The sequence below is a fragment of the Kitasatospora sp. NPDC056446 genome, assembly GCF_042796115.1.
Lineage (GTDB): Bacteria > Actinomycetota > Actinomycetes > Streptomycetales > Streptomycetaceae > Kitasatospora.
In genome coordinates, this window is the sequence record NZ_JBHTRF010000016.1 from 98,389 (window position 1) to 119,351 (window position 20,963).

A 20,963-nucleotide genomic window follows, 5' to 3' on the forward strand; every position below is an offset into this window, starting at 1 on the left:
TGGTGTTGGCGATCGGGGTGCCGACGGTGACCGGCCGGTTACGGCGAACCCGCGCCGCGGACGACCAGATGGTCGTCTCGGTCGGGCCGTACATGTTCCACAACTCGTCGCAGCGGTCGAGCAGTTGGGCGGCGAGACCGGCGGTCAGCGGCTCCCCGCCGCAGAGCAGCCGGGGCACCCGGCCGGTCCAGCCGGCGTGCAGCAGCATCTGCCAGGTCGCCGGGGTGGCCTGGACGAGCGTCGCACCCGAGCCGTCGAGCAGCTCGGCCAGCGCCAGCCCGTCCCGGACGACGTCCGCGGGTGCGAGGCGCACGGCGGCGCCCCGGGTGAGCGGCAGCAGCAGCTCCAGGCCGGCGATGTCGAAGCCGGCGGTGGTGACGGCGAGCAGCACGTCGTCCTCGGCGCAGCCCGGCCGGTCGGCCGTCGCGGTCAGCAGGTTGACCAGGTTGCCGTGGCTGACCTCGACGCCCTTGGGCTGTCCGGTCGACCCGGAGGTGTAGAGCACGTAGGCGAGGTCGGCGTCACGGCGGGCGACCGGTTCGGCCGGCCCGGCGGTGCCCGGGTCGTCGACGGGGATCCGGACGCCCGGGGCCGCCTCGGGCAGCCGGTCGGCCAGGGCCGGGTCGAGGACGACGGCGGCCAGCCCGGCGTCGGTGGCGATGTGGGCGAGCCTGGCGGCCGGGAAGTCCGGGTCCAGCGGGACGTACGCGGCGCCCGCGGCCTGGACGGCGAGCAGCGCGACGATCAGTGCGGCGCGGCGGTCCGTCAGCACGCCGACCAGGGCGCCCGGCCGCACCCCCCGGGCGCGCAGGACGCCGGTGAGCGCGCGTACCCGGTCGGCGAGTTCGCCGTAGGTCAGCGCGCCGTCGGAGTCCACCACGGCGGTGCGCTCCGGGTGCCGCGCGGCCTGGGCGAGCACCAGCTGGGCCGCGCTGACGTCGCGCGGCCGCTCGGCGGCGGTGGCGTTGACCCGCTCCAGGGTCCGCCGCTCGGCGGCGGTGGCGAGGTCGAGGTCGGCGATCCGCCGGGCCGGCTCGGCCGCCACGGCTTCGAGCAGCTCCCGGTAGTGCTCGGCCAGCCGCTCCACGGTGGGGCGGTCGAACAGCTCGGTGTCGTACTTGACGTACACGAGGGCCTCGTTGCCCCGGACGACCACCTCGACGACGAGGTCGTTCTCGCCCTCCTGGGTGAGGTCGAGGGCGTCCCGGAAGACGGTCTGCCCGGCCTCCATGTCCTGGTCGCCGCCGACGCCCTGCTGGAGGTAGAAGCCGATGCCGAAGGCCGCTCCGCCGTCCGGGCCGCGGCGCAGGTCGTCGACGACCGAGGCGAACGGGTAGCCGCCGTAGTCCTCGGCCTCGATCATCCCGTCCTGGACGGCGTTGGCCAGCTCGGTGAAGCTCAGCTGCGGGTCGCAGTCCACCCGCAGGACGACCGGGTTGATCAGGTAGCCGATGGTGCGGTCGAAGCGGTGCTCGGGCCGGCCGTCGGTCGGCACCATCACGCTGATGTCGCGGTGGCCGGAGTGCCGCTGCAGCAGCGCGGCGAAGGCGCCGAAGACCACGCCGAACGTGGTCACGCCGGCCGCGCGGGCGGCGCCCCGGACGGCGCTCCAGGTGGCCTCCGGCAGCCGGAGCTGCACCATCGCGCCGCTGGTGTGCGAGGCGGCGCCCACCCGGTGGCGGTCGACGACCGCCTGGAGCACGGGCGTGGTCGAGGCGCCGCTCAGCCGGTCCAGCCACCACCGCCGGTACTCCTCGGCCTGCGGCCCGGCCAGCATGTCCCGCTGCCACCGCGCGAACTCGGCGTACGGCGTGGACGGCTCGACGGGCGGCAGCGGGCGGCCGGCGGCCAGCGCGTCGTGGCAGGCGACGATGTCGCGCAGCAGCAGGTGGCTGGAGACGCCGTCGGTGATCAGGTGGTGGAAGACGAGCAGCAACAGGGTCTCGCCGCGCGGCGCGGTGATCATCCAGGCCCGGTGCAGCGGGTCGTCCGCCAGGTCGAACGGCTGCCGGACCAGGGCGTTCACGCGGGCGGTGAACTCGCCGTCGGTCACATGGCCGAGGTCCAGCCGGGGCACCTCGACCGGGCGGTCGGCGAACTCCTGCACCGGGCCGTCGGCGCCCAGCCGGACGGCGATGCGCAGGTCGGGGTTGCGTTCCACGGCGGCGGTCAGCGCCTGGGCGAGCCGGTCCGGGTCGACGTGCTCGCCGAGCCAGAGGCCGAGCGGGAGGTTGTAGGAGGTGGCGTCCGGGCGGCTCTCGTGGATGGCCCACAGCGCGGCCTGACCCCGGGTGAGCGGGTGCGGGCCGGGGTCGGCCGGCACCCGGGCGGGGGCCGGAGCCGGGACGGGCGCCGGGGCGGCGGCCGTCGCGGTGGGCGGGGCGGCCGGGGCGGGCTCCATCAGGCCGCGCAGCAGCGGCCCGGCCACGTCCTCGGACACCTTTCCGGCGGCGACCGCCGCCAGCAGTTCGCGCAGTGCGGTGCTCATCGGCCCGCCCCTTCCTTCAGCGCGGCCAGCGCGTCGTCGACGGCGAGGCTGCCGTCGCGCAGGCCGGCCAGCAGGGCGGCGATGCCGTCCGCCGGCGGTGCGGATACGGACGCCGGTGCGGGCGCGGGTGCGGGTGCGGACACCGGTGCGGGTACGGGCGCGGGTGCCGGTGCGCGGTCTCCCGGCGCCGGCTCCGGCGTCGGCAGCGGCCCGTAGGCCTCGAACACCGCGTGCGCCGCCGACGTGACGGTCTGCCGCACGGAGAACATCCGGGTCGGGACGTTCACGCCGTAGTCGGCGCCCAGGCGCCGGCCCAGTCGGCGCAGGCCCAGCGAGTCCACCCCGGCGTCGGACAGCGCCAGGTCCACGGCGAGCCGTTCGACCCGCATGCCCAGGTGCGCGGCCAGCAGGGCGCGCACGTGCTCGCGGATGACGGTCTCCGGGTCCCCGTCGGCCCGGACCGGCTCGGCCGCGGGGGCCGCGACGGGCACGGACGCCGGAGCGGGTGCAGCGGGTACGGGTGCGGGCGCCGCAGCGGGCGCGGGAGCCGGAACCGGAACGGGAGCAGGAGCCGGAACGGGAGCCGGGGCCGGAACCGGGGCCGCCGGAGCAGAAGCCGCCTCGGGCCCGGCCGGCGCGACGGCGGCAGCCTCGGCCGGGATCAGCCCAGACTCCGCGGCCTGCACCTGGTCGAACCGGTCGCCGGGGGTGAGCCAGTAGCTCTCCCGGGCGAACGGGTAGGTCGGCGCGGGCACCCGCCGGGGTGCCGCCCCCCGCCACAGCTGCGCCCAGTCGATCGGGGCGCCGCCGGTCCACAGCCGCGCCACCTTGTCCAGCCGGCCCGCGTCCACGACGGCCCGCAGGTAGTCGAGCCCCTCCGTGCCCTCCAGCAGGAGCGCGGTGGTCGCGTCCCGGCCGCTTCCGGTGAACACCCGGTGTCCGGCGCCGTCGGCCAGCCAGGCCTCCAGGCCCGCCGCGAGCGACGACGGCGAGTCGGCGACGACGGCGAGGCGCTCGGCGTACTCCTCCCGCCCGCTCTGCAGGGTGTGGGCGAGCGCGGCCGGGTCCACGTCCTCGTGGCGCCGGGCCCAGCGGGCCAGGATCCCGGCGTAGTCGCGCAGCCGATCGGCGTCCCGCGCCGACAGGACGAACAGCTGGTCGCCGGCGGGCCCGGCGGCCGGTGCCTCGCGGTACTCCTCGACCACCGCGTGGACGTTGACCCCGCCCAGCCCGAAGGCGCTCACCCCGGCGCGCAGCGGGGCCTCGGCCCCGGCGGGGGTGCGGACCGGCCGCCAGGGCTCGGTCCCGCGCAGCAGTCGCAGCGGGCTGTTCTCCAGCCGCAGGTACGGGTTGACGGTGTCGAGCTGCGGGTTGCCCGGGAGCTCGCGGTGACGCAGCGCGAGCAGCACCTTGATGAGGCCGGTGACGCCGGCGGCCGCTTCCAGGTGGCCGGTGCTGGTCTTCACCGCTCCCAGGGCGACGTGCGGTTCGGCGAGTTCGGCGCCGTGGTCGGCGTACAGCTGGGCGAAGGCCGTCTTCAGGCCCTCGATCTCGACCGGGTCGCCGAGTTCGGTGCCGGTGCCGTGCGCCTCCACGTAGGTGACCGTCCGGGGGTCCAGTCCGGCCCGGCGGTGGGCGGCGACCACGCAGGCGGCCTGCGCGTCCGGGTTGGGCGCGGTCAGCGAGTTGGTGCGGCCGCCGTGGTTGACGGCGCTGCCGCGCAGGACGCCGTGGATGACGTCGCCGTCGCGCACCGCCGCGTCGAGGCGCTTGAGCACCACCATGCCGACGCCCTCGGCCCGGACGATGCCGTTGGCCCGCGCGTCGAAGGTGCGGCAGCGGCCGTCCGGGCTCAGCATCTCGGCCTGGGCCATGTCGACGAACAGCGTCGGCGAGACCATGACGTTGACGCCGCCGGCCAGCGCGACCTCGCACTCGCCCTGCCGGATCGCCTCGGCCGCCTTGTGGACGGCGAGCAGCGAGGAGGAGCAGGCGGTGTCGATGGGCTCGCTGGGCCCTCGGAGGTTCAGCAGGTAGGACACCCGGTTGGACAGGATCGCGTGGGCCCGCCCGACCGAGTTGTAGCCGTCGAGCGGGACGCCGAGGGCGTGCTGCAGCTCGAAGTAGTCGTAGGTGCTGCTGCCGATGAAGACGCCGGTGTCCGTGCCGGACAGGGCGGACGGCCGGATGCCCGCGTTCTCGATCGCGCTCCAGGTGGCTTCCAGGACGAGCCGGTGCTGCGGGTCCATCGCGACGGCCTCGGTCGGCGAGATGCCGAAGAACTGCGGGTCGAACAGGTCGACCCGGCGCAGGAACCCGCCCCACCGGACGTTGGTGCGGAACAGGCCCGGCTCGGGCTCGCCGTGGATGCGGCGCCAGTCCCAGCGGTCCGCCGGGATCTCGCGGACCAGGTCGTCGCCCGCTACCAGGTGCTCCCAGAACTCGTCCAGGTCGTCGGACTCCGGCAGCAGCCCGGCCATGCCGACGATCGCGACGCCGTCGAGCGCGGCAGCGGCCGGCGCCGGGGCGCTCGCTGCGGTGACGACGGGGGCGGCGGCGGGCGCGACGACTGCGGGCGCGGTTACGGCGGCAGGCGCTCCGACGGCGGGCGCGGCTACGGCGCCCGGCTCGGCGACGGCGGTGGCGGCGGGCACCGCGACCGGCGGCGCCATGAAGGCGGCCACGGGCGCCGCCACGGGCGGGACCACGGGTCCGACGGGGTGCCGGGTGAGGAGCGCGGGGCCGTGGTCGCGGAGGATCTTGGCGACCAGGTCGTCGACGGTGGCGACCCCGAAGAACGACGCCGGGGTCACGTCGAGGTCCCAGCGGGTGTTCACCTGGTGGCCGAGCCTGGTGTACATGATCGAGTCGAAGCCGTAGCGGCTGAGCTGCTCGTCCGGGGCGAGCTCGCCCGGCCGGACCCCGGCCACCTCCTGGACCAGCGCCAGCAGTTCGCCCGCCACGACGGCCAGCCGCGCGCCATCGGCCGCGGCCGTGCCGTACTGCCGGTCCGTGCCGTGCTGCCGGTCCGCTCCGGCCGCCGGGGCACCGGCGCCCGCGAGGGAGTCTTCCGTGCCCGCGACCACTGCCACCTGAACCTCCTGTCGGCCGAGCACCGGGCTCGGCGCTTCGAATTCCGCCTGCGGCGCGAGCGGGTGGGCTCCCGCCCCGGGCACCGGGTCGTGGTCGCCGACCCAGCACCGCCGGCGCTCGAACGGGTAGGTGGGCAGCGCCACCAGCACGCCGCCGTCCGGCCACCGCACCTGCTCGCCGGCGACCCAGCGGTCGGCCGCGGCGGTGCCGCCGGGCCGGGCCAGTGCCGGGTGGTCCGCTCCCCCGGCCGCGGCGGCGAGCGCGGCGGCCAGGGTGGGGCGGTCGGCGGCGGTGACGGCCAGCCGTTCGGCCATCACGTCGCGGCCGTGCTGCAGCGTGTGGGCCGCGTCCGCCAGGTCCGGTACCCGGTCCAGGCCGTCGCGCAGGGCGGCGGCGTAGCGGCGCAGCGCCTCCGGTGTGCGCGCCGACAGCGGGAAGACCCAGGGGCCGGCCGGACGCTCCGGGGCCGGGGCCGGCCGCGCCTCCTCCAGCACGACGTGGGCGTTGACCCCGCCGTAGCCGAACGAGCTGACGCCCGCGCGGCGCGGGTGGCCGGCCGGGCGCGGCCAGGCCGTGGCCGACCGCACCAGGTGGAACGGGCTCCCGTCGAGCCGCAGGTGCGGGTTGGGCTCGGTGAGGCCGGCCACCGGCGGCAGCACGCCGTGCTCCATCGCCAGCAGCACCTTGATCACCCCGGCGGCGCCGGCGGCGGACTCCAGGTGGCCGGCGTTGGCCTTCACCGCCCCCAGGCCGCAGTGCGGTTCGGCCGGCTGGGGAAGGCCGCGCCGGCGGCGCAGCTCGTCGAAGGCCAGCCGCAGGCCGTTGATCTCGACCGGGTCGCCGAGTTCGGTGCCGGTGCCGTGGGTCTCCAGGTAGCCGATCGTGGTCGGGTCGACGTCCGCGCGCTCGTGCGCCCGGACGATCATCGCCGCCTGGGCGGCCGGGTTGGGCGCGGTCAGCGAGCGGGCCCGCCCGCCGTGGTTGACGGCGGTGCCCCGCAGCCAGGCCCGGACGCTGTGCCGGCGGGCGCGGTCGGCGGTGGTCAGCACGACCAGGCCGAAGCCCTCGCTGCGGACGAAGCCGTCGGCCTCCGCGTCGAAGGAGCGGCACCGTCCGGTGGGGCTGAGCATGCCGGTGCCGCTCAGCAAGACGTGGTTGTCCGGCGACAGGATGAGGTTGATGCCGCCGGCCACCGCGATGTCGCACTCCCCCGCCCGGATCGCCTCGGCGGCCCGGTGGATCGCGACCAGGGAGCTGGAGCAGCCGGTGTTGACGGGCTCGCTCGGCCCGTGCAGGTCGAGCAGGTAGGAGACCCGGTTGACCAGGATGGAGTGGGTGGTGGCGGTGGCGGCGTGGGCGTCGACCGGGTGGCCGGCGGCCCGCCGGATCTCGTCGTAGTCGCTCGATCCGGCGCCGATGAACAGGCCGACGTCGGAGCCGGCGAGCGCGCCGGGGGCCAGGCCGGCGTCCTCCAGTGCCGTCCACACCCCCTGCAGCACGAGGCGCTGCTGCGGGTCCATGCCCGCGGCCTCGTGCGGCGAGATGCCGAAGAACAGCGGGTCGAACATGTCGACGTCGTGGACGAAGCCGCCGCGCTTGGCGTGGACGCCCTCCGGGAGGGTGCGCCAGTCCCAGCGGTCGGCGGGCGCCTCGCCGATGAGGTCGTCACCGGCCGCGAGGTGGCGCCAGAAGTCGTCCAGGTCCCGGCTGCCGGGCATCCGGGCGGACAGTCCGATGATCGCGATCGGGTCGGTGCCGGCGGGCCGGACGGCGGTGTCCCGAGGGGCGGGGGCCGGCTCCGGCCGCCGCTCGGCCGCAGCTACCCGGGGCTGAACGGGGGCGGGCACGGGGGCCGGCGTGGGAGCCGGTACGGCGTACCGGTCGCGCAGCGCCTGCGCGTGGTCGCGGACCAGACGGTCGGCCAGCGCGCGCAGGGTGGCCGTCTCGTAGAACAGCGCGGGGCTCACGTCGAAGCCGAACCCGTCGTTCAGCCGGGTGGCGAGCAGGCTGTAGCTGACGGAGTCGAAGCCGTAGTCCCCGAGCGCCCGGTCGAGGTCGAGCTCCTCGCGCACGATGCCCGAGGCGTCCGAGGTGAGCGCCAGCAGCTCCTCGGTGAACGCGGCCGCGGGGTCGCGGTCGGCCGAGGGAGCGGCGGTGGCGGCCGGCGCGTCGGCGGCGACAGCGGAGACGGCCGGCGCGTCGGCGGCGACGGGGGCCGCCGTGGCGACGACGACGTGCTGGAAGTTGCGGCCGGTCTGCGCGGAGCCCGGCAGCGCGTCCACCGGGCCGAACCCGGCCCCGGTGAGCAGTTCCGTCCAGCCCGGCACGTCCAGCAGCGGCGAGCCGGGCAGGCGCAGCGCGGTGTCGTGGTGCGTCCACCAGCCGTCGAACAGGCCGTAGGTGACGGTCCCGCACAGGGTGACCGTCGTCAGTTCGTTGAGCAGCAGCTCCCCCCCGGCGCGCAGCACCGAGCGCAGGTGGCCGACGGCGCGGCCCAGGTCCGAGGTGGCGTGCAGGACGTTCGCGCCGACCACGAGGTCGAAGCCGCCCGCGGGGAACCCCTGGGAGACGGGGTCGGTGTCCAGGTCGAGGCGCTTGAACCGGGTGAACGGGTGGCGTTCGCCGAACTCCCGGCGGCCGTGCGCGAGGAAGGTGACCGACAGGTCGGTGTACCAGTACTCCACCCGGTCGCCGTAGCGGTCGAGCGCCCGGAGCAGGCCCGCGGAGGTGCCGCCGGTTCCGGAGCCGACCTCCAGGACGCGGACGCTCTCGCCGGCCGGCAGCTCGGCCGCCCGCCGCTCGACGTGCGCCATCAGGCGGTCCGTCAGCAGGTCGTTGTAGAGGTCGCTGATCGGGTTGCCCCGGTAGACGCCCTCCATGAGCGAGGTGCCGGACGCGGGGAACAGCAGCTCGGTGGCGAGCAGCGCGCCGCGCAGCAGGTCGCCGTAGTGGTCCAGGCAGTGCGCGAGCAGCCGGACGAAGACCGCGTGCTCGGGGTGCGCGGCGGCGAGGTCCGCCAGCCGCCGCTGGTGTCCGCCGGACCGGGCCTCGGCCAGGGCGTCCGGGGCGGGCCGGTGGCGCCCGTCGCGGACGCCGACCAGGCCCTCCTCGGCGAGCATCGCCAGCAGGGTGCGCAGCAGCCGGTCGTACCGGGGGACGACGCCCACCCGGCGGGCCACCTCGTCGGCGTCCGGGTCGGGGCCGTGCCACGCGCCGAGCTCGTCGAGCAGGGCCAGCAGGGCCCCGCAGGCGATCGTCGTCATGCGGCGGTCGAGGGCGTGGAAGTCGTCCACCACCCGGCGGTCGTCGGCGGTCAGTGGCCGGCCGGTGGGCACCATCTGCGTCGTCTCCGTTCTCGCTGCTCCCATCCGATCGCGCAGGGCCGCGCTGCCGGGTACCACGACGATCTGGGGCGCCGGCTGTCCGAGGGCCCGGGCGAGCGCGGCGAAGCCGGGCCCGGGCTCGATGGACGCGAAGCCGGCGGCGGTCAGGCGGTCGCGGTGGGTGTCGTCGGCCACCGCTCCGACGGTGCCCCAGTAGCCCCAGTCGACGGCCCGCACCGGGTAGGGCAGGCGGGCGTCGAGGGCGTGGGCGTAAGCGTCAAGGAAGGTCGAGCCGGCCGCGTAGTTGGCCAGGCCGGGATCGCCCAGGAAGGACTGCGCGGAGGAGAAGAACACCAGGAAGTCGAGGTGCCGTCCGCGCAGGGCGTCGACCAGGACGGCCGCGACGCCGGACTTGGCGGCCAGGCTCTCGGCGAGGTCGGTGTCCGAGAGGTCACGGGTCAGCCGGTCGCGGCGGACCAGGGCGGCGTGCAGGACGCCGTGCACCGGCCCCGCCTCGTCGAGGAGGGCGGCCACCCGGCGGCCGTCGGTCGCGTCGGCCCGGATGTAGCGGATGCCGTCCCCGAGTCCGGCGGCCGGCCGTTCGCTGCGGCCGACGAGCACGACCTGCGCGTCCCACTCCGCGACGAGGCGGCGGGCGAGCGCCAGGCCGATGCCCTGCGCGCCGCCGACGACCAGGTACCGGCCGCCGCGCCGCAGCGGGACCGCGCCGTCGCCGGCCGGGGCCGGGCGCAGCACCTGGGTGTGGCGGACCGTGCCGGTGTAGGCGAGCCGGGTGCCCCGGGGGGCCGGCGCCACCAGGGCGGCGGACGGGTGGGCCGGGTCGAGGTCGACGGTCGCGACGGACCAGCCGCGGTGCTCGTTCTCCAGCACCCGGGCGAAGCCGACGACCCCGGCGGTGTACGGGTCGGTGACGCCGCGCCCGGGGGCGGCAGCGGCACCGGCGGTGACGACCACCCAGTCGAGCTCCGGGATCCGGGACCACTCCCGGGCGTACCGGGCCAGGGCCCGGACGCCGGAGGCCTCGGCCCGGGCGACCCGGTCGGCCTCCGCCGGGGCGGGGTCCGTCGCGCCGGTCAGGACGTAGACCAGGCGCGGCCTGACCGCCACCGGTTCGCCCAACTCGACTGTGACAGCGCCTTCGTGACGGCTCGCCAGCTCGGCGGCCAGGGCGGCCCGCGAGGGGGCGTGCAGCACCACGACCGGGCCGTCGGGGGCCGGACGGGCGGCCGGGGCCGGGCAGGGCTCCCAGACCGGGAGGTCCATCGGGACGTCGGCGAGGACGTCCGCCGGGACCGGCGCGGGGGCGGTCGTGGGCAGCGGCGCGGGGAGGGCCGTAGGCACCGGCGCGGGGAGGGTCGTGGGCACCGGGGCGCCCGGCACGTTGTCGACCCAGCAGCGGACCCGGGCGAACGGGTAGCTGGGCAGCTGGACCTTGCGCGGCTTGCGGTCCCGGTGCAGCGCCCGCCAGTCGGGGGCGGCGCCGGCCGCCCAGGCCCGGGCCAGCTCGTGCGGGTCGACGGAGTGCGGGTCGACGGAGCCCGGGGCGGTGGAGTGCGGGGCGGTGGAGCCTGGGGCGGTCGCGCCGCCCGGCCCGGTGACGGTACCCCGGTAGCAGCCGGCCGGCACCGGGCCGGTCAGGAACGCCTGCAGCGCGGAGCGCAGTTCCTCCGTCCCGGAGACGACCACGGCGAGCCGCTCGGCCATGGCCTCCCGGCCGATCTGGGTGGTGTAGGCGAGGTCCGCCAGCAGGACGCCCGATCCGGCGGCCTGCGGCACGGCCGCGGCGAGGTCGGCCGGCGTGGAGCGGGCGTCGACGTGCGGGGACCGGCCGGGGAAGCGCTCGCCGAGCGCCAGCGCCAGGCGGCGCAGGTCCTCCGCGTCCAGGCCGAGTTCGTCGAGGGGGGTGTCCGGGTCGGCGCCCGCCAGCCCGGCCAGTTCCGCCACTTCGGCGGTCCGGTCGGCGGCCGGCAGCTCGGTGTAGCGCAGCGCCAGTTCGCGCAGCGCCTCCTCGGTGCGGGCGGAGAGCAGGACGGCCTGCGGCCCGGAGGGGCCGGTGTCCGCGCCGGGCGTCTCCGGGAACTCCTCGACGACGACGTGGGCGTTGGCCCCGCCCGCGCCGAAGGCGCTCAGCCCGGCCCGGCGCGGGGTGCCGACCCCGGCCGGCCACGGCTCGGCCCGGCGCTGCACCCGCAGCCCGGCGTCGTCCCAGTCGATCGCGGGGTTCGCCGGGTCGGCGTGCAGGGACGGTGCGAGGGTGCGGTGGCGCAGCTGGAGCAGGATCTTGGTCAGGCCGGCGATCCCGGCCGCGGACTCCAGGTGGCCGATCGACGACTTCACGGACCCGATCCGGGTCGGCGTCCCGCCGAAGACCCGGTTCAGGGCCGAGACCTCGATCGGGTCGCCGAGCGCGGTCCCGGTGCCGTGCGCCTCGACGTAGCCGATCGAGGCCGGGTCGACGTCCGCCCGCTCCAGCGCCCGGCGCACCACGTCGGCCTGGGCGGCCGGGTTGGGCACGAAGAAGCCGCCCGCCCGCCCGCCGTGGTTGACGGCGCTGCCCTTGATCACGCCGAGCACCCGGTCGCCGTCCTCCAGTGCCCGGGCCAGCGGCTTGAGCACGACGACGCCGACGCCCTCGCCGGGCACGTACCCGTCGCCGCCCTCGCCGAAGGCGCGGCAGCGGCCGTCGGAGGAGACGAAGCCGACCTGGCTCAGGTGCAGGTACTTGTACGGGTGGACGATCGTGTTCACGCCGCCGGCGAGCGCCAGTTCGCTGTCGCCGCTGCGCAGGCTCTCGCACGCCAGGTGCAGCGCTGTCAGGGACGAGGAGCACATGGTGTCGAGGGCGAGGCTGGGGCCGCGCAGGTCGAGGAAGGAGGAGACCCGGTTGGCGACGGCCGAGGCGAAGGACGTCGGCAGGACCGGCAGCCGGTCCTCCGCGCCCAGGCCGAGCATCTGGTACTGGGTGAACATCACCCCGGCGAAGACGCCCACCGGGCGCCCGGCGACGTCGGCACGGGTGAGGCCGGCGTCCTCCAGGGCGTGCCAGGAGGCCTGCAGGAACAGCCGCTCCTGCGGGTCCATGCCCTCGGCCTCGCGCGGCGTGATCCGGAAGAAGCCGGGGTCGAACTCGTCGATGCCGTCGAGGAATCCGCCCCACTTGCTGGTCGAGCGCCCGGGGGCGCGCTGCGGGTCGTAGAAGCCGGCCGCGTCCCAGCGGCCCTCGGGGATCTCGGTGACGCAGTCGCGGCCGGTCCGCAGGTTGGTCCAGAACCGGTCGAGGTCCCCGGCCATGGGGTAGCGGCCGGCGACGCCGATCACCGCGATGTCCCCGACGGGGTCGGGCGTGCCCTCACCGGTCCAGGCCGGCTCGGTCACCGTGACGGCGGCGGCGGTGACGGGGGCCAGCGCCAGGGCCTCGCGGGCGCGCTCCGGATCGCCGTGCAGCACCACCAGTTCGGCACCGGTGAGCGACAGCGCCCGCTCGAACACGGCCAGGCCCTCCGCCGTCGGCAGCGGGACCTGCCCCTGCCGGCGGAACAGCGCCCGCGTCGCGTCGTCCGTGCGCATCCCGCCCTCGGCCCACAGCGGCCAGGCGAAGGAGACGAGGCCGTGCTCGCGGGCGTAGGCGTCCAGGAAGGCGTTGGCGGCGGCGTAGTCGGCCTGGCCGACGTTCCCGGAGACGCCCGTCACCGAGGAGAACACCGCGAAGAAGTCGAGGCCCAGGTCGCGGGTCGCCCGGTGCAGCAGCACCGTGCCGCGCACCTTGGGGGACAGCACCGCGGACAGGTCGGCGGCGGTCTTGCCGGGCAGCAGGCCGTCCCGCAGCACCCCGGCCGCGTGCACGACGCCGTCCAGCCGGCCGTGCCGGTCGAGGACGTCGGCGACCAGGGCCGTCACCTCGGCGGGCACCGTCACGTCGGCCCGGACGAACCGGCCCGCGGTCGGCTCCGCCGGGGGCGTCCGCCCGGCCAGCACGGCCGTGGCGCCGCGCTCGGCCAGCAGGGCGGCGAGCTCGCGGCCGAGGCCGCCCGCGCCGCCGGTGACCAGGTAGACGCCGCCGGGCCGGATCCGCTGCCCGGCATCGGGCCGCGCCTCCCGGTAGCGGCGCACCTCGCGGCGCCCCGGGGTGTGCCGCACCCACGTCTCGTCCCGGTCGCCGAACTCCGCGAGCAGGGCCCGCGGGTCGAAGCCGCCGTCGCACTCGACGGCGGTCACGGTGAGCGCGGGCTTCTCCAGCCGGACCGTCCGGGCCAGCCCGGCCACCGCGGCCGCGACCGTGGCCGGCCCGGCGTGCACGACGGGCGCGGGGTGCGGCGCGAGCACCTGCGCCAGGGCGAGGACCTCACGGCAGGCCGCCTCGACGGCCTCGGGGAGGTCGGCGGCGGGCGCGGCCAGGTGCAGCACCCCGGCGGGGGCGGTGCCGAGTTCGGCCAGGAGCTTGCGGAGGTCGCCGGCGTCGTCGGCGCGGAGCTCGTACGTGTCGGGCCCCAGGCGGCGGAAGGCCTCGCCGCGCCGGACGGTGGTCTGCCCGGGGCGCACCGCGAGGTCGCCGATCACCAGCAGCGGGCCCGCCGGCTCCGGTGCGGCCGGGCGGGGCGCCGGCTGCCAGACACCGGTCAGGCAGTGCGTGCGGGCGGGGGTGTCGGGCCGCGGCTCGGCCGCCTCGGGGGCCGCCGGGGCGCGCCGGTCGGCGGGCACCAGGCCGAGCAGGTGGGCGGCGACCGCGTCGACCGTGGGGTACTCGAACAGCAGCGTCGGGTAGAGGGCGATGTCCCACCGCTCCTCGAAGGCGCGGACCAGCGAGAGCAGGTGGGTCGAGTCCAGCCCGAGGTCGTAGAAGCCGAGGTCGCCGTCGACCACCAGGCCGGGGTCCCCGACGGCGTCGCGGACCAGCCCGGCGACCTCCGCCCGGAGGTCGCCCGGCCCGTCGTCGGCGGCCGTCGGGCCGGACGGGACCGGCGGGACCGGCGGGACCGGCGGGACCGGCGGCGCCGGCTGGACGGCGTGGGCCTGCGGCGCGGCGGCGTCCGGCTCCGCGCCCGCCGTGGTCTCGGTGCCCGCCGTGGTGAGCCGGGTGATCGACGCCGTGGAGCGGATCCGCTTGAAGGTGAGGCCGGTGAACCGGGCGGCGGGCGCGCCGGAAGCGTCGAACAGGTCGATGTCGGCCTTCACCACGTCGGCGCCGGCCGCCACCCGGGTGAACCGCAGGTTCACCGTGCAGGCCTCGCCGAGCGGCCGGACCGCGCGGAACCCGCCGATGTGCAGGGGGATCAGCGGGCGCCCGTCGGCGTCCTCACCCGCGAAGGCGAGCGCGTACGCCTGCATGGTGGCGCCGTCGAGCAGCGCGGGGTGGAGCAGGAAGTCCTCGGCCGTGGCGCGCGCTTCCTCGCCCAGGGCGAGCTCGGACCAGACCCGGTCGGCCGAGGCCCGCAGGGTGCCGGTGACCCGCATGAACGCCCGGTGTTCGATGCCCGCCGAACGCCCGGTCGCGTACACCTCGGCGACGTCGCGCGCGGCGCCGGCCGGCGCCGGGTCGGGCGCGCCGGTGAGCGGCGGCAGGTCGGTGCGCAGGGTCGCCCGCAGGTGGGTGGTCACCGTGTCGTCGACCGGGCTGCCGTCGTGGGTGCGCCGGCTGGTCGCCGTCACCCGGTAGACCTCGCCGTCGGGCTCGGCCTCGACGGTCAGCTGCCGGTCGAAGGCCTCGGTGGTCACCACGGGCTCGACGAACAGCACGTCGCTCAGGCCGGTGCGCTCCAGCGGGAAGTCGCTTGCCGCGAGCATCCGTTGGACGATGTCGAGGAAGGTGACGCCCGGCAGGGTGCGCACCCCGTGCACACGGTGGTCGTCGACGATCGGGTTGTCCCTGTTCAGGTCTAAGGCACAGCGTACGGACCGTCGGTCCACGTGTTCTCTCCTGGTGATGGGCGGCTCGGCGGGCTGGGGGCGGGCGCGCCGGGTTACGTGAGGGTCAGGTCGAGCCGGGCCGACCTGCGCGGGGCCGGGGCGGGCACGACGGCGGGCCGGTGCCAGAAGCGGCGCCGCCGGTAGGCGGGGGGCGGCAGCGGGCGGCGTCCGGGCTCCCCGGGCGTGCCGGCGCCGAGGACGGCGTGGGCGTTGGTCCCGCCGAAGCCGAAGGCGCTCACCGCGACCCGGCTGCCGGCGGGCAGCTCCGCGACCTGCGTCACCGGGAAGAACGGCGACTCGGCGAAGGCGAAGCGCGGGTTCGGGCGGTGGCAGTGCAGGGTGGGGACGAGCGTGCCGTGCCGCAGGATCTGCACCGCCTTGATGAACCCGGCGACGCCGGCGGCGCTGAGCAGGTGGCCCATCGAGCTCTTGACGCTGCCGATCCCGCAGTAGCCGCGGTCCTGGGTGTGGGCGCGGTGGACGGCGGTCAGCGCCTGGAGCTCGATCGGGTCGCCGATCATCGTGCCGGTGCCGTGGGCCTCGACGTACCCGATCGTCCGGGCGTCGATCCCGCCCCGGGTCAGCACCTCGGAGACCAGGGCGCGCTGGGCGCGGCCATTGGGTGTGGTGTACCCCATCGTCCGGCCGTCGTTGTTGACGCCCGACGATTCGAGCACCGCGAGCACCCGGTCGCCGTCGCGCAGCGCGTCGTCCAGCCGCTTCAGCAGCACCATCCCGGCGCCCTCGCCGGGCACCAGCCCGTCCGCGGCCTCGTCGAAGGTGCGGCAGCGGCCGCTGGGCGACAGCGCCTTGCCGGCGCTGAGCATGAGGTACGGCTCCTCATCGAAGAGCAGGTCCGCACCGCCGGCCAGGGCCATCGAGGACTCGCCCGAGGCGAGGCTCTGGGCCGCCAGGTGGATGCTCAGCAGCGAGGACGAACAGGCGCTGTCGACCACGAGGTTGGGGCCGGTGAGGTCGAGGAAGTGCGAGACGTGCGCGGCGATGAAGTTCTGGTTCACGCCGACGATGTACTCGCGCTTCGGCGCCTGGAGGTGCAGCCGGTGGTTGCCGGTGCGGGCGCCCACGAACACCCCGACCGGACGCCCGCGCAGCTCGGCGTCGGTGTACCCGGCGTCCCGGACGGCCTCGACCGAGACCTCCAGGGTCTTGCGCACCAGCGGGTCCAGGTGCCGTGCGGTCTCGTCGTCGAAGCCGAAGAAGTCGGGGTCGAACAGCGCGGCATCGTCGAGGAACCCGCCCCACTTGCTCTGGCTGCGGCCGTGGCCGCCGTCGGGGTGGTAGAGCGCGGCGGTGTCCCAGCGATCGGCCGGGACGTCGGTGACGAGGTCGCGGCCGGCCAGCAGGGCCTGCCAGAGCTGCTCCGGGTCGCTCGCGCCGGGCAGGCGGCAGGCCATGCCGATCACGGCGACGGGCGTCGGCCGGCCGCCGGGCACGGTGGCGGCCGGGGCCGTGAACGTGGCCGGGGCCGGGGTCAGGGCGGCCGGCGCCGGGGGCACCGCCGTGGGTACGGACGGTGCGGCGGGTACGGACGGTACGGCGGGGCCGCCGAGGGCGGCGGCGAGCCCGCCGAGGGTCGGGTGCTCCTGCAGCAGGCTCGGGTCGACCACGTCGCCGAGCTCGGCTTCGAGCGCCCGCACCAGTTCGGCCATCAGCAGCGAGTCCACGCCGACGTCGCCGAGCGTCGTCTCGGGCCCCAGCAGCGCGGGGTCGACCCTGGTCGTCCGGGCCACGACGGCGTACAGCCAGCCGAGGTCCGGCGCGGCGGCCGGGTCCGCAGGGGCGGCCAACGGGCCCGCCGGGATCAGCACCGGGTCCGCCGTGGCGGCCGGCGCGGGCGCCGGCTGCGGCAGCGCGGCCGGCCGCGGCGCCTGGTACAGCTCCTGGGTGGCGACCGACGAGCGCTCCACGAGGCACGGCAGCAGCACCGGCCGGCCGGGCACCCGCAGGGCGAGGTCGAGCAGCCGCAGCGCGTCCGTCCCGTCCAGGTCGGGGACGCCGAGCGCGGCACTGGCGCTGTCGCGGTCGACCCCCATCCCGACCTCGCGCCACAGCGGCCAGCGCAGCGAGCGCACCACACAGCCGGACCCGTCGGCCCCGGTCTCGGCCTCGGCCTCGGCGATGTCGTCGAGCGCGGTGTTGGCCGCCGCGTAGTCCAGGTAGCCCGCGGCCAGGCGCGGCGAGGCCGCCGCCACCGAGGAGAACAGCACCAGCAGCTTCGGCGGCTGCCCGCCGAAGGCCGACCGGAGCACCCGCAGCCCCTCGGTCTTGGGCCGCAGCACCCGGGCGATCTCCTCGGCGCCGCGCGCCAGGAAGGAGGTCGGACGGTCCATCACACCGGCGCAGTGGAAGGCGGCGACGATGTCCCCGGACTGCTTCCTGACCTGGCCGAACAGCCGGCGCAGCCGGGCCGTGTCGTCCAGCGCGTCGGTGCGCACGGTGAGGGTCACCCCGCGCTCGACCAGTGCGGTCAGCGCGGTGAGCCGGGCGCGCAGCACCGGGTCGGTGGACGGGGCCGCGAGGAGGACGGCCCACTGGTTGCGGGCGGGCATCCGGGAGCGGCCGAGCAGGACGAGGTGGCGGGCGCCGCGGTCGGCCAGGTGCGCCGCGAGGCGCAGGCCGATGCCGCCGAGGCCGCCGGTGATCACCGTCGCGCCGCGGTCCAGACCGGTGAGCGGGTCGGTTCCGGTGGCGGCCGGGGCGAACCCGGCCACCGGGCGGCGGCGCCGGCCGCCGGTGTGGCGCAGTTCGGTCTCCCGGTCGACGGCCGCCGTCTCGGTGGCGACGGCGACGGCGAGGTCGTCGGCTCCGCCGTCCACCCGAACGGTGCGCGCGTGGACGGTCGGGAACTCGCCGGACAGGGCCCGGTAGAACCCGGCGAGGACGGACCGCTCGGCGCCGCTGACGTGGACGCAGCGCAGTCCGGCCCGGGGGTTGGCGGCGAGCACCTGCTGGAGCAGCTCGATCCGTTCGGTCACCCGGGTGCCGGGCTCGGTCCAGTCGACCAGGTCGACGATCCCGGCCAGGCCCGCCGGGTCGGCCGGCGGCTCTCCCGGGACGTGCACGACGGCCTGCTCGCCGAGCACCCGGCGGGCGAGGTCCCGGTCGGTGGTCACCGCGAGGAACCGGCCGGCCGGGGCGGTCGGCGGGGCGGGCGCGTCCTCCCAGGTGGTGGTGAGGAACTCGGCGCCGGCCGTGGGCCCGGCCCAGTGCCGGTCACGGCTGAACGGGTAGGTCGGCAGCGACACCGGCGGGGCGTCCGGGGTGGCCGGCTCCCGCTCCTCGGCCGACTCCCGCTCCTCGGCGGGCTCGCGGTCGAGGACGGTGGCGAGGCCCTCGGCGAGGCCGGCGAGGTCGGCGGCCTCCACGGTGACGCGGTGCGCCAGGGCCGCCCGTCCGGTGCGCATGGTCCGGGCGATGGAGGCGAGCGGCGGGGCGTCCGGTGAGCGCACCACGGCGAGCAGCGCGGCCACGGCGGCGCGCAGCGCCTGCGGGGTGCGGGCCGAGACGGGGACGACCACCGGGCCGTCGAGCGGCCGGTCGGCCGCCGCCGCGGGCGCCTCCTCCAGAACGACGTGGGCGTTGGTGCCGCCCATGCCGAAGGAGCTGACGCCGGCCCGGCGGGGGCCGCCGCCGGTGGGCGCCTCCCAGGGGCCGCGCTCCCGCTGGAGGCGCAGCGGGGAGCCCTCGACCTTGATCATCCGGTTCGGCCGGGTGATGTTGCGGGTGGCCGGGATCGTGCGGTGACGCATGGCCAGGATCACCTTGATCATGCCCGCGATCCCGGCGGCGCCCTCCAGGTGGCCGATGTTGGTCTTGAGCGAGCCGACGCCGCAGTGCGGCCGCTCCGGGCGCGGGTGCCCCCAGGTGGCGTAGAGGCGCTCGAACGCGGCGACCATCCCGGAGACCTCGATCGGGTCGCCGAGGCGGGTGCCGGTGCCGTGCGCCTCCAGGTAGCCGACGGTCGCCGGATCGACGCCCGCCTCGGTGTGGGCGGCGACCAGCAGGTCGGCCTGCGCCTCCGGGTTGGGCGCGGTGAAGGACTGGGCCTGCCCGCCGTGGTTGACGGCCACGCCGCGGATCACGGCGTGCACGCGGTCCCCGTCGGCCAGGGCCCGGTCCAGCGGCTTGAGCAGCAGGGCGCCCACGCCCTCGCCCCGGACGTAGCCGTCCGCGTCGTCGTCGAAGGTGTGGCAGCGGCCGCGCGGGCTGAGCACGCCGGTGCGCTGGTAGGCGTTCTGCCGGGCCGGGTCGCACAGCACGTTGACGCCGCCGACGAAGGCCTGGTCGCACTCGCCGGAGCGAAGCGCGGCGACGGCCTGGGCGACGGCGACCAGGGAGGAGGAGCAGAGGGTGTCCACGGCGACGCTGGGGCCGCGCAGTCCGAGGGCGTACGAGACGCGGTTGGCCACCAGGGACGGCGACACGGCGACGCTCAGGTGCGGTTCGTCGCGGCCGGCGTGCGCGGCGAGGACGGCGGCGTAGTCCGAGTGGCAGACGCCCGCGTAGACGCCGGTACGGGTGCCGGCCAGCGCGGTCGGGTCCCAGCCGGCGTCCTCGGCGGTGGCCCAGGCGACCTCCAGGAGCAGTCGCTGCTGGGGGTCCATCAGGGCCGCCTCGCGCGGGCTGATGCCGAAGAACTCGTGGTCGAAGCGGCGGATGTCGTCGAGCAGGGCCGCCTTGCCGACCACGTCGGGGTGGGCGGCGGTGTCCCAGCGGTCGGCCGGGATGTCGCGGACGGCGTCGGTGTCCCGGCCGAGCAGGTCCCACAGCTCGGTGACGCTCTCCGCGCCGGGGAACCGGCCGGCCATGCCGACCACGGCGATCGGCGCCGCCGGGTCGCGGGGGGCGGCGGCCACCGGGCCGGGCGCGGCCGCCGGGCGCTCGCCGCGCAGTACGCGGGCCATGGCGGCGGCCGTGAACGCCTGGAACATGGTGCTGGGGTCGAGTTCGAGCCCGAGCTCCTCCTCGGCCCGGGCGGCGAGCTCCGACAGCGCCAGGCTGTCCAGCCCGAACGGGCGCAGGTCGTCCTCGGCGGTCAGCGAGCCGGCGGGCCGGGCGAGCACGTCCTCCAGCAGCGGCAGGAGGCCGGCCTCCAGGCCGTCGGGGACGGTGGCGGGGGGTGTGGCGGGGACGGGGCGGGCGGGCGCCGGGGCCGCGGCCGGGGCCGGCGCGGCGGCCTGGGCCCGGGCCGCCCCGCCGCCCCAGAGGGCGGCGAAGACGCCGGGGTGGACGAGGCGCTTGACGGTGCGGATCCGGGCCAGCGGCCGGCCGTCGCGTTCCCGCAGCAGGGTCGAGGTGAGCACCGCGCGGTGGTCCGACTCGAAGCGGCAGTCGTCCAGCCGGTAGCGCACCGAGTCCTCCAGGCCGCAGTTGCCCAGGTAGAGGATGTCCCGGCTGAGGGTGCAGGCCTCGACGGCCCACTCCCCTCCCGGTGCGAGCGACTGCAGGTACTTGCGCTCGCCCCGGTCGTTGATGTGCGGGTAGGAGGCGAAGTAGAGCAGGCCGGCCGCGTTGACGTCGGCGAACGGGTTGAGCTCGTAGGTGTCCTGGAACAGGCCGGGGCCGTCACCGGTGCCGAGCCCGCTCCTGGTGCGGAATTCGGCCTGGAACTCGAGGTGTTCGGCGGTCGGCCGGCCCACCGGCGCCCGGCCCGGGTTGCGCGGGGCGCCGGGCGAGAGCCAGTTGCCGGTGCCCCTGCGGACGAAGGCGGTGAGCAGCCGGGCCTCGACGTGCGAGGTCGCGGTGGCGAACCGGACGTCGCTGACGAAGGCCTGGTCGTCCAGCCTGGTGAGCGTGCCGTCGAGCTGCCCGGGGTCGTGCTCGGAGAAGAACCGCAGGGAGTCGGCGGCGGTGAGCCGGACGCGGACGAAGGCGGGTAACAGCCTGGTGCCGTCGCCGTCCGTCAGGTCGGCGACCTTGCAGCCGAAGTGGTTGCCGATCAGCTCCCAGTGGAGGTCGCCGGCCTCGCGCAGCAGCCAGTTCTCCGACAGTCCGCCGACGGACAGCGAGGGCAGTCCCAGGACGACCGGCCGGCTCAGCACGCCGGCCTCCCGGTGGACGGGGAGGGCAGCAGGAGGGGGTTCGGCACCGTACGGCCGACCCCTGTTTTCGGA

General features: G+C 76.8%; 3 protein-coding genes (1 of these 3 running past the window's edge). All 3 read right to left on the reverse strand.

Features of this window, described 5'->3' with window-relative positions; translation table 11 throughout:
* Tightly spaced (at most 53 nt apart), the 3 genes in view from ACFQ6N_RS12840 to ACFQ6N_RS12850 form a layout consistent with a single transcriptional unit that may run on beyond the window.
* Positions 1–2,488 carry the 5' portion of an amino acid adenylation domain-containing protein gene (locus ACFQ6N_RS12840; protein ID WP_380648868.1) on the reverse strand. Its footprint begins 2,198 nt before the window's first position, so the window shows 2,488 of its 4,686 coding nt (coding positions 1–2,488); its start codon is at positions 2,486–2,488; its stop codon lies beyond the left edge, outside the window.
* On the reverse strand, positions 2,485–14,829 hold the full coding sequence (locus tag ACFQ6N_RS12845) for an SDR family NAD(P)-dependent oxidoreductase (protein ID WP_380648869.1): 12,345 nt from the start codon (positions 14,827–14,829) through the stop codon (positions 2,485–2,487). Before ACFQ6N_RS12845 ends, ACFQ6N_RS12840 begins: the two co-directional genes overlap by 4 nt.
* Before the next feature lie 53 nt (positions 14,830–14,882).
* Entirely contained in the window at positions 14,883–20,891 is a 6,009-nt protein-coding gene (locus ACFQ6N_RS12850) for a beta-ketoacyl synthase N-terminal-like domain-containing protein (RefSeq protein WP_380648871.1), read from the reverse strand.
* Positions 20,892–20,963 lie beyond the last annotated feature (72 nt).